Annotated in this window: 9 protein-coding genes; all 9 read left to right on the top strand. The window is 50.5% G+C overall.

The genetic code is table 11. The features are described 5' to 3' along the window. Window position 1 precedes the first annotated feature (1 nt). From NTY76_02660 to NTY76_02620, 9 genes are read left to right on the top strand one after another with little or no spacing between them, the layout of a single operon-like run. Window positions 2-1,075, top strand: a complete 1,074-nt coding sequence (locus NTY76_02660) for a radical SAM protein (protein ID MCX5677990.1) — start codon at window positions 2-4, stop codon at window positions 1,073-1,075. 4 nt (window positions 1,076-1,079) lie between these two features. Next, on the top strand, window positions 1,080-2,561 hold the full coding sequence (locus NTY76_02655; protein ID MCX5677989.1) for a radical SAM protein: 1,482 nt from the start codon (window positions 1,080-1,082) through the stop codon (window positions 2,559-2,561). Continuing rightward, window positions 2,561-4,117 carry a radical SAM protein gene (locus NTY76_02650; protein ID MCX5677988.1) on the top strand — a complete coding sequence of 519 codons (1,557 nt, stop codon included), beginning with the start codon at window positions 2,561-2,563 and terminating at the stop codon, window positions 4,115-4,117. The genes NTY76_02655 and NTY76_02650 overlap by 1 nt, the downstream gene beginning before the upstream one ends. Next, a complete protein-coding gene (locus NTY76_02645) occupies window positions 4,110-5,432 on the top strand; it encodes a glycosyltransferase (GenBank protein ID MCX5677987.1) in 1,323 nt (440 codons plus the stop codon). Before NTY76_02650 ends, NTY76_02645 begins: the two co-directional genes overlap by 8 nt. Window positions 5,433-5,435: 3 nt before the next feature. Next, complete coding sequence (locus tag NTY76_02640) at window positions 5,436-6,167, top strand: class I SAM-dependent methyltransferase (GenBank protein ID MCX5677986.1); 732 nt, start codon at window positions 5,436-5,438, stop codon at window positions 6,165-6,167. Window positions 6,168-6,169: 2 nt separating this feature from the next. Beyond that, the gene (locus tag NTY76_02635) at window positions 6,170-7,051 is read left to right on the top strand and encodes a hypothetical protein (protein ID MCX5677985.1); all 882 of its coding nucleotides are present in this window, start codon (window positions 6,170-6,172) and stop codon (window positions 7,049-7,051) included. Continuing rightward, window positions 7,038-7,958, top strand: a complete 921-nt coding sequence (locus tag NTY76_02630; protein ID MCX5677984.1) for a class I SAM-dependent methyltransferase — start codon at window positions 7,038-7,040, stop codon at window positions 7,956-7,958. Before NTY76_02635 ends, NTY76_02630 begins: the two co-directional genes overlap by 14 nt. A gap of 3 nt (window positions 7,959-7,961) precedes the next feature. Continuing rightward, a complete protein-coding gene (locus NTY76_02625; GenBank protein ID MCX5677983.1) occupies window positions 7,962-9,269 on the top strand; it encodes a glycosyltransferase in 1,308 nt (435 codons plus the stop codon). Continuing rightward, on the top strand, window positions 9,266-10,747 hold the full coding sequence (locus tag NTY76_02620) for an oligosaccharide flippase family protein (GenBank protein MCX5677982.1): 1,482 nt from the start codon (window positions 9,266-9,268) through the stop codon (window positions 10,745-10,747). The genes NTY76_02625 and NTY76_02620 overlap by 4 nt, the downstream gene beginning before the upstream one ends. Window positions 10,748-10,754: the final 7 nt, after the last annotated feature.

Raw genomic sequence — 10,754 nt, 5'->3', positions numbered from 1 at the left:
TATGAGTATCGCAAGAGATATGATCAACATGGTCCTGGCCCCTCATACCCTGGCCCAAAAGAGCAATTACTTACGGTACCTTCTTTCAGGGAAGAAGGAGATGCTGCATTACGATCCCGTCACCATCTCCATAGTGGCGACCGGCCGTTGCACGCTCTCCTGTGACATGTGTCCGACGCATTCGGGGCGCGTCCCCGGCGACTACGCCCACGCCCAGCAGTCCATAAAGGATATGGACCTGGCAAGGTTCAAGGAGATCATAAACCGATTCAAGAACGCTGCGACGGTGCATATAATAGGTTCCGGCGAGCCGCTTCTGAACAAGGATTTTTTCAAGATGGTCGATTACGCGGCGCTCAAGAAGATGACCGTAAAGACCTTCTCCAACGGCACGATGATCCGGAAGAATATCGATAATATATTGAATTCGGCCCTGGACGGCATCACTATAAGCATAAACGGGCACAATTCGGAAGAGTTCAGCCGTATGACCGGCATGGGCCCGGAAACCTATCAGGAGATTTACGACTCCGTCAGGATGCTGGTCGAAGAGAAGAGGCGGAGGTCTTCAAGTGTGAAGGTAAAGTTGTCATATATAATCGATAGGCATAACTACAAATTCATTCCCTATATGGTGGATGTCAGTATTGCGCTGGGCGCCGACCACTCTTTCTTCTGCAACTTCCTGTCGGCCCCTTATGACGGCCTCAGGGCCGAGGAGAGGTCCCTTATGGCCGATAAGAAGGTTATCGACGAGATGAGAGCCATATTCGCGTCCTATCCTGCCGCCATCAGGAGGAAGCTTACTCCGCCGCTATTGGTCGATAGGAATATGAGCGAAAATAACTGCGAAACGCATTTTTCCCAGATAAGGTTCGACGGGGACGGCAACGTCTCCAGCTGTTCGATGATGCTGCTCAATATGTCCGGGCATGGCAGCTACAAAGACGAAAATGTCTGGAACAACGCTTTCTTTAAAGATATGCGGAGGGCCTTCCTGTCTAAGGATAATTGCCGGATCCCGGATCCCTGCAAGGTCTGTCCCGACAATAAAGGCATCCGTATCGGAGCGTAGGATCATGGAGAAGAAAATTAAAAATAATAAGATCGTGGCCCTCGTGCGTATCGAGTCGGACGTGGTCATACACCCGCTCGGGCTCATCTATCTCGGAAGCACGCTTAAAAAATCCGGGTATGACGTGCGCCTCTTTAACATTTTTAAAGAGGATATAGGCACCGCGGCGGATGAGATAACGGCCATGCAGCCGCTCTTCGTCGGGATATCCACTCTCACGGGGGCCCAGACAAAATATAGCTATGAAATATCGAAGGCCATCAAGGCTCGCGACAAAGATGTGACCATAGTCTGGGGCGGCGTCCATCCGACCCTTCTGCCGGAGGACTGCCTCAAAGAAGATTGCGTGGACATAGTCGCAATGGGCGAGGGCGAGGAGATGGTGGCGGAGCTGGCGGGTTGCCTGGCGCAGGGTAAAGAGCTGAAAGGCGTCAGGGGCATAGGATATAAAGAGAACGGTAAATTTGTCATAGATTCGAGGAGGCCGTTCATAGGTGAGCTCGATAAATACGAACCTGACTGGAGCCTCGAGAATGATTTTGAGAAATGCGTCACGGTCCTGCCCGACGGCAGAAGGCAGGTGGATTTCGTCGCATCGAGGGGCTGTCCCTATAACTGCAGTTTCTGCTATAACCTGAAGTTCAATGACAGGAGATGGCGCAAGCATTCGCCGGAATACGTTATAGACAAGATAGGGTATCTCAGGAGACATCATAATATAAGGGCGATACAATTTCATGATGACAACTTCTTTGTTGATATGGACAGGGCATTCAATATCCTTGAGAAGTTGAAAGAGATGGATGTGGTGGCCACATCGTGCATGATACGGCTCGAGGTATTGACGGAACCGATATTGAGGCGCCTGGAGGCGCTGGGGGTGAGGCGGATATTCGTGGGGGTGGAGTCGGGATCGAGCCGTGTCCTGGAGCTGATCAATAAGGGGCTGACGCGCGAACTCATATTGAAACAGTTCAAGCTCCTGTCGAAGTTTCCGAATATATCCGTAACGGCCGCGATGATAATAGGTTTTCCTACGGAAACCATGGATGAGATATGGCAGACAGTGGACCTCGGAGTTACGTTGTCGGAAATATTTTCCGACATAGTCGTGACGTTCCAGACATTCATACCGTATCCGGGATCGTATCTCTACCAGCTTGCGATCGAGAACGGGTTCAACCTGCCGGCGAATATGGCGGATTACGATACCTTCGACACGTTCACCGGAAAGATGCACCTCAGCTGGCTTCCATGGGCGGATAAAGATACGAAGACGCTCTTCTACAGGATAGATAAATACGGCAAGCTATTGACACATTCCAAGGGATCCAATATGATACGGACTTTCGGAAAAGAGATATTTTACAGGATAAGCAAAGCAAGGCTAAAGACAAAGTTCTTCGCTTTCCCCTGGGAGATAGAGGTGCTGCACCGGTTCAACAGATACTATAACCCTAAATATTCTGCAAAAGGAGCGGCGTGATGAAGATACTTTTCATAGATCCGATGGGTGACAAGGAATCGACGGGGCTCAATATCGGTATAGCGTATTGCGCGACCAGCGCCCTGAGGCGCGGCCATATCGTCAGCGTTCTGGATTTTGTCAATATTCGGGTGGATGAGCCGCTCAAGTCCATCAGGGACGCGGTGGATGCCTTCAAACCGGACGCGATAGGGATATCGGTCACCAATATGAGCTTCAACAACGTGAAGGCCTACGTGAAAGAGATGAAAAAATATTTTAAGGGCACCGTGATATTGGGCGGCCCCGAGGTGTCCGCGCTTAAGGGCAAGGCGCTCGAGCTTATCCCGGAAGCCGACATTGCAGTCATAGGCGAAGGCGAGCTGACGCTTGTAGAACTGCTGAATGCCTTGGACAAAAAGGCAGCACTCGGTCCCGTCAAGGGCCTGGCCTGGCGGAACGGGCGGGATATCACGATCAATCCTCCCAGGGAATTCATAGGCGATCTCGACTCGATCGAATTCCCCGATTACGGCGTATTCGGCGTCGACAAGATGGATGTCTATCCTATCGTTACCACCCGCGGCTGTCCGTATGGCTGCGTATTCTGTTTCTCGCACTTAGGGAAGAAGTGGAGGGCGCGCTCTCCGGAGAATATCATAAAGGAGATCAGGGCGGCAAAGGAGCGATATGGAGCGAAGATGTTCCATGTATGCGACGCGTCGTTCAATGTCGATATAGGCCGCGTGGAAAAATTCTGCAGGCTTTTAGTGGAAGAGAAACTCGATATGCCGTGGGTCGTACAGGGATTCAGGGCCGACAGGATGACGGAGGGCCTGATGCAGAGCCTTAAGGACGCGAACTGCCGGCGCATATGGGTCGGTATAGAGACGCTTGAAGAGGATGTCTTTAAGAAGATCAATAAAGGCGAGACCATAGAGCAGATCCGGAAAGGGATCGCGCTGATGAAGAAACATAATATAGAGATCTTCGGATATATGCTTATGGGGCTCCCGGGCGATACCTTCAAAAAGACATTGAGGTCGTTTGAAAACGCGAGGAAGCTGGATCTCGATCTCCTGGCGTACGCTTCTTGCGTGCCCTTCACCGGTACAGGGATCGAACGATGGGCGAAGGACAACGCCGTGATGCTTGCCGACGCTTATAACATCTCGTCGATAGGCACGCGGTACGGCAGCATCGCTTACGAGACCAAAGATTTCCCGTTGAAAGAACGCATAAAGGCCAGGCGCATCCTGAATATAAGAAGCGGAAGCTACAATGAGCCGGATATGCATCCGATCCTGTTTAAGATCAAAAAATGGCTGCTGATCCTGAGGTACGATTATCGGAACTTTTTCAAAAGGCTGAAGCAGTCCGTATCGTACAGGAAAAATTACAGGACAAGCGTCGACAGCATTAATCTGAGGCGCGGGATATATTTTACAAGGCTGCCCGACGGTAAATGGGGAGTCAGCGGCGACAGCCGGACAGTTCAAGAGAAGCCCCTGCCGCAAAAACGGTATTTTCTCGATCTAAAACGCCTTACCATGTCAGAGGTCGATGCCGGTGAATGATAAAAAGGTGCTGATCATCTCGTACGTATGGCCGCCGATGGAAGGCGTGGGGCTGGTCAGGGCGCTTAAGTTCGCCAAGTACCTTCCTGCGTATGGCTGGCAGCCTCTTGTGTTGACCGCGAAGTCCGGATCGAGCACCGGCAATAATGATACGATATCTCTACCTGATGTGCGTGTATTCAGGACCGATTACAGGGATCCGATCGAAGAGATCAGAAAGCTGTCGCCTTTCAGGCGGAATGGATGCGCATGCGGCGCTCCGTCCGCTGCAAGAGCCGAAACTCCGGCCGGATGCTCGCGCAGGCCGTCTCTATTACGCGAGCTCATACTGATGCCGGACGACCAGATAGGATGGCACAAGTTTGGCATCGAAGAGGGCGGAAAGATCATCGCCGCCGAACATGTGGATATGATCTTTAGCACCTCGCCGCCCGAGACGGCGCATCTGATAGGAAGAAGATTGAAAAAGATGTTCGGCATACCGTGGGTAGCGGACCTGAGAGACCTCTGGGCGGAGGACCACTTCAGGCAAAGGCCCATGATAAAGAAGATGGTTCTGAAGTCGATCGAAAGGCGCGTTCTGAAGGACGCCGATGCCGTGATCACCGTTTCGGAGCCATGGGCAGAGACGCTTCGCCGATCCATAGGGGGTCCTCCCGGTAAAGTGAAGGTCGTTGAGAATGCATTCGATGAGGAGGACTTTAAGCCGTTCACATATAAGTCGAACGATAAGTTCACCATAACATATACGGGAAAACTTCACCGTGACAAACAGCCTTTGGATCTTCTCTTTAAGACGATGAGGGATCTTATGGCGGAGGGCCGTATAGACGGCAGAAAGATGGATGTCAGGTTTCATGTCCTTGGCTATGATAAGCCCGACATAGAGGGAATGGCCGTATCGTATAATTTAAGCGGGATAGTCAGAGACATGGGAAAGCTCGGTTACCGGGAATCTCTGGAGGCGCAGAGGTCGGCCGATGCGCTTCTCTTCGTCCAGTGGCAGGGAAGAGGCGGCGAGGGCTGGTATTCGGCGAAACTTTACGACTACATAGGATCGCGCAGGCCCATACTGGCATTGGCCAGAAAGGGAAGCATAGTGGACGAACTGATCCGAAAGACATCCTGCGGCCTGACGGCAGATACAGGGGAAGATCTGCGCTCTGCGCTGGCCGGCCTGTATGATGAATTTACACGAAATGGCAATGTGCGATACGATGGGAAGGAGACGGAGATACGAAATCTGTCCCGAAAGCTCAGGGCGGGGGAACTTGCCGGTATTTTCGATTCACTTATTGACAGGGCGAGGGCATAGATCATGCCGGAGCGTAAAAAGAGAATCGGTATTTTCTGGAGGGCATTAAAGAGTTTTATCTGCCGTTCCGCGGATCTATTTTATGCGATACTGCCGAAGAGGGCCGTATTAAGATTTTATTCTTACCTGACCTATGTGCTTCGAACGGTGACATGGCGGCTCGCATGCAAATACTACGGGCCGGCGGTTGTCAAGTACAGGGGCGGTATAGATGAATTCATATTGTCGCAGATAAAGCCGGGCGACAGGGTGCTGGATGTGGGATGCGCAGAGGGCCATCTGTCCGGTATCGTTGCTGTCAAGGCGCGCAGCGTAGTGGGCGTAGATATCGATAAGAACTATATAGAGAATATCGATAAAGATGTCAGGGGACTGAAGAACGTCGAGTTCATAACAGGCGATGTACTGGATCTTGAATTCGAAGAGCCCTTCGACGTCGCTGTCATGGTGCACGCCATAGAACACATGGAGAAGAGCGATGCCATATTGAAAAAGTTATCGGCATTGGCGCGAAATATAGTGGTCGAGACCCCCAGCGAAGAATCGGACTGGGTGGCCGAGCTCTTGGAAGATATGGATATCGAGGATATCGGAGACGACAAGCATATAAAGCTATACAACGACAATTTTCTGAAGGACGAGCTTGAGCAGAGCGGATGGACGGACGTTGTCTCCTCAAGGGGCCCCGGCGTTATACGGGCGGTCGCGCGTTCGAAAACATTTCAGGATAAATAGATATGGCCGGGATCAAAGAGATTTTACTGGATAAGTTCACCAAGGCCGGGTGGTATCTCAAGGACCCAGGGCTTCCACACCGGCAGGCGCCCGCGCGAATAAATTTTTGCATACATACGGAGATGCTGTATGACGAGAAGATCTCCGGAACGCTTCTCGGGTTCTCAAGAGATTTTACTAATCTCACCGGAAAAAAGATAGCTGTCTGTGTCAGCACACCTCATTGTCCGGCGGTCAAGATCGCTATCGACAGGATCGGGATGCCGCAGGAGCTTATAGGACGGAGGATTGCCGATATTGCGAAATTCGCGGATATAGGGTATCACGGACATTTTTATCTAGAGGGCCGGAATGGGCCGACTCAAGTATCCGGCGATAATTATGATAAAGATGTTGTAAGGGCTCAGATCAGGGCCGAGACCGGCTGGCTCAAAGATATGGGTATCGCTCCGAAAATATATATAGGGGGATGGTGGTTCCTGACGGAAGATATAGTGCTTGAGCTGGAGCGCGCGGGCATATTAGTGGATCTGTCCGTGAGGAAAGGGAAGCTCAATACCTTCGGCGGGAGATACCTGGACGATGGGGTCATTCCGGAGCATGGCAGGCAATTTATACTTCCCCCTTCGAAGAATATAGTCGAGATAGAGAGCGTATTCGGGCCGATTATGCCCGCTCCTATTATGAAAGGGCACCTGTCGCGATATCTGGACAAGAATAAGGATGAAGGCCTGTCCTTTGTATTTCCGCTTCATGACTGGGACGTGCCGAAGCATCGTCGTAATATATGGTCCAATGTCAAAGCGCTGCAGATGTCCGGGGAGAGCGTTGTCTGGATGGATATTTTAGATATGCGAGAAGAGCGGCACCATGATAAGCGATAAGTGGATAGATGATACGCTCTATAAGGCTAAGGCGGAGGCTTCCGACCTTCAGCCGTGGCATGACTATTTCGAATCCAAGGCGAGAGAGTTAAGGACGATACTTCGTTTTTCCGGATGCGGCGATGCCGATTCGGTATTGGAGATAGGATGCGGTAACGGTTTTACGGCTTTGCTCCTGTCCGAGAAGGCGAAGAGGGTGGAGGCGTTCGATTTGCCGCTCAAGGATCCTGTGAGCCATTCGATGGGCATAGGGGCCGCTAATGAGCTTGTGAAGAGATTGAATAGCATAAATGTGCATGTCACCGGGGGTTCAGCTGAAACGCTGCCCTTCAAGGACGGATCGTTCCGCCTCATATTCTCGGAGTACGCGCTGCAGTACGTGAAGAATAAGGATAAAGCCCTTATGGAAATGCACCGGGTGCTGACTGACGATGGCCGTATTATAATGGTGGTGCCAAATTTTATGGAGCGCGTCTTCTCGCCCATTATGAAGTATAAATATGCGGCACAGCGGATCCTGTCCCGTATATTCAAGAGCGGCCATGCGAAAGCGGTATCGGCCGCGCAGGGCGGCGCTGGCTGCCCTCAGAGCGCCTGCGCACAGGATAAACTCGCGGCGCTGAGAGACCAGTTATTGTTGAGGCCGGACGGCGCATACAAAAGTTTTATGGAAGAGATGTTCAGGCATACGCCGGGTTCATGGAAAAAGTTATTCGAGAGGAACGGGTTTAAAGTGGTGAACACTTTTTCCACACAGATACTGCCGCTGGGGGTTTTCGATATTCTGGGGACTTCGGTAGTCAGGTTTCTATCTCACCGATCGCACTATCTTAATGACAGGCTCGGCGGCCTCCCATTGATAAAAAATATCGGGTACTCTATAGGGCTGGTAATCGAGAAGGGCTGAAGAGTGAAGAGAGTAATACAGATCTGCGATAGGGCGGCATTTGTCCTGTTCGGCGTCATCTTCGGCATTATTACGGCCGCAGCGTTTGCCGCGCTCGCTTTTTTTAAGAAGAAAAGACATGGCGCGGGGCCCGTCAATGAGCTCTCATTCGCCGTATTCGACCTCATAAGCAATAAATATTCGAGCATGTTCGAGGATGCGCTCCTGAACGGTTATATTTCGAAGCACCACTACATCTATCTGGATTTTAATAACAGGTATGACAGGTTCGAGAAGATGGAGGATAAGATATTTTTTTACAGTGTGGCCGCGCATCCCGACAATACATTGTATAATTCCGGATTTACCATGATGAGCATGCTCTTCACCGAGCTGAAGATATTGGCAGCGGCGTTCCGGATAGCGCGGCGTGAAAATATAAGTTTCGTTAAAGCGCACGACCCGCATCTCCTGGGCTTCAACGGCCTTATGGTCTCCCGATGGTTCAGGCTTCCATGCGTGCTGCACATGAACTCCGATTTCGGCATGAAGTATCGGGGGACGGGGAAGGTGTCGGCTCCCATATTCATTTCAAGAGGGCTGGAGAAGCTTTTCGAGTCCGCCATAATAAATTCATATGACATAGTGATGGCGGACAGGAAGTTCTATTCAAAGTCGGCGAGTTTCCCGAAAAGGAGCCTGAGGAAGTACAGGGCGTTCGGAGTCCGCGTCGAGAGGCTGCACTACAGCGATCCGGATTCCAGAAAAGACCTGAAAGGCGCGATGGGCCTGGATAATAAAAAGATCCTGCTTTACGTCGGCAGGCTGCATCCGGTCAAATATCCTGAAGACGCATTAAAGGCGCTCGCCATCATAAGGCGATCGGTCGGCGACGCCGTGCTCCTCGTGGCCGGCTCAGGGATATTGGAGGAACCGCTGAAGGAGATGGCCCGCCGGGAAGGGCTCCAGGAGAGCGTTATCTTCCTTGGACCGAAGAAGTACGAAGAGCTTATCGATATTCTTTATACGGCGGATCTCCTGCTCGCCCCGCATGGCGGCGTTACGCTGGTGGAATCAGCGCTCGCGTCGACGCCGATCGTCACTTATGATTTTGACTGGCACGGGGAGTTCCTCGAAGACGGTAAGATGGGGTACATAGTTCCTTTTCGTGATGTCCGAACCATGGCGGAAAAGGCCGTCGATATCCTGAAGGATGAATCGCTCAGGCTCGCGATGGGCGATTATTGCCGCAAGGCCGCCGTATCCGGTTATTCGCGGGAAAGATCGATCGAGAATGAGAAGACGATATATGACAGCCTTATGAGCATATGAGAAGGATATTAAAGGTCGCTTCGATTTTGGGCGTAGCTACGCTTGTCAAGATATTCGCCGGCGCGATCCGGGCGAAATTTCTTGCATGTTATCTGGGCCCTGCCGGCGTCGGGGTCATCAGCCAGGCCCTCATGTACTCCGGCCTTACGATACAATTCTGTTCGCTTAATATGGGTATGGGCATAACTAAATATATCTCTGAAAGCATTGCGGAAAAGAGAGAAGATAAGATACCGCTCATAATCAATACAGCCGGTACATTTCAACTTGCGGCATCCTTACTGCTCATAGCCGCGGTATTGCCTTTTTCAAAAGACCTTACGAAATTCGTTTTTTCGGACAGCAGGTACTGGATATATTTTGTGGGCATTACCCTGGTAACTCCGCTTGCGCTATATATGATCGGCATGGCCGATCCTATTTTTTACGGGTTCAGAAAGATTGCTGAGTACACGAAGCTGATGATCTGGTATACGGTGGCAACGCTCGTTATTCTTATAGCGGCCGTTTACTTTTACAGAGTGGATGGGGTGCTTGTACAGATACTTATAGTTTCTGCTATAGGGTTCGGCATGGCGTCGTATTTCCTCAAGAATAAGATAGCGTTAGCGCCGAGGATCCGATGGGGACTGTTCAAGGACAAAGAATCGCGTGCGGTTTCGAAGCAGCTTTTTAAATACGGGCTCATATCTTTTATACCGGCTAACGTTAATATGTTCGTTATTCTTTACCTGAGAAGCCTTTTTATGAAACAATATAGCGCGGACGCGAACGGATATTACCAGGTCGCTTATGGTATAAGCGCTTACTATCTTCCTTTTGTGACGAATGGCATCTGGGGGCATTTCTATCCTGAGATGTGCGCCTTAAAAGATAATAAGGACATCAACCGGGAGCTGAACCAGTTTGTGCGGTTTGCTGTCCTTGTTTCTACGGCGATAGCGGCCGGCTGTATCATCTTCAGGAAATATATCATCCTTATTTTGTTTTCCGGGCAATTTATGAAAGCATATGATCTTCTGGCAATTCAGGCCATAGGAGATATATTTTTTATACTCTTCTGTATGTTCAGTACGGCCCTGATGGCCCGAAAGCAGTTTAAGGGGGTTATACTTATTTCGACGATAGGATATAATGCGGTGCTATTGTTGTCATACCTGACATTAACACATTTTTCCATAATCGGTTTTCGCAGCCTTAACCTGTCTATCGCGTTCACGAATCTTATGCTTGTGGCGGTCTACATGATCTATTCGAAGTATGACACGGGATTTGTATTAACAGGGAATAATATCGCGCGGATCATGAAGAGCGTGGTATTTCTTGGAATTATATATTTCATACCGGATGTGAATATCGGCAGTGTTATTATAAAGATAGCAGTCGGCCTGGGATGGATCGCGCTCACTATTTCAAAGGACGAGGCGAGGAGATGCGCCGAGGCCGTATCGGTATACTTTAATAAGAAAGGAAAATGATCGACAT

This window comes from Candidatus Omnitrophota bacterium (assembly GCA_026387175.1).
Classification (GTDB): Bacteria; Omnitrophota; Gorgyraeia; order 2-01-FULL-45-10; family 2-01-FULL-45-10; genus CAIMPC01.
The sequence above is the reverse complement of the archived record's forward strand: the minus strand, read 5'-3'. Positions and strand labels throughout refer to the sequence as shown.

What these genes read in the sequence shown, in the direction of transcription:
- NTY76_02660 (MCX5677990.1), top strand. Translation starts at nt 2, where the DNA reads ATGAGTATCGCAAGAGATATGATCAACATGGTCCTGGCCCCTCATACC.
- NTY76_02655 (MCX5677989.1), top strand. Translation starts at nt 1,080, where the DNA reads ATGGAGAAGAAAATTAAAAATAATAAGATCGTGGCCCTCGTGCGTATC.
- NTY76_02650 (MCX5677988.1), top strand. Translation starts at nt 2,561, where the DNA reads ATGAAGATACTTTTCATAGATCCGATGGGTGACAAGGAATCGACGGGG.
- NTY76_02640 (MCX5677986.1), top strand. Translation starts at nt 5,436, where the DNA reads ATGCCGGAGCGTAAAAAGAGAATCGGTATTTTCTGGAGGGCATTAAAG.
- NTY76_02635 (MCX5677985.1), top strand. Translation starts at nt 6,170, where the DNA reads ATGGCCGGGATCAAAGAGATTTTACTGGATAAGTTCACCAAGGCCGGG.
- NTY76_02630 (MCX5677984.1), top strand. Translation starts at nt 7,038, where the DNA reads ATGATAAGCGATAAGTGGATAGATGATACGCTCTATAAGGCTAAGGCG.
- NTY76_02620 (MCX5677982.1), top strand. Translation starts at nt 9,266, where the DNA reads ATGAGAAGGATATTAAAGGTCGCTTCGATTTTGGGCGTAGCTACGCTT.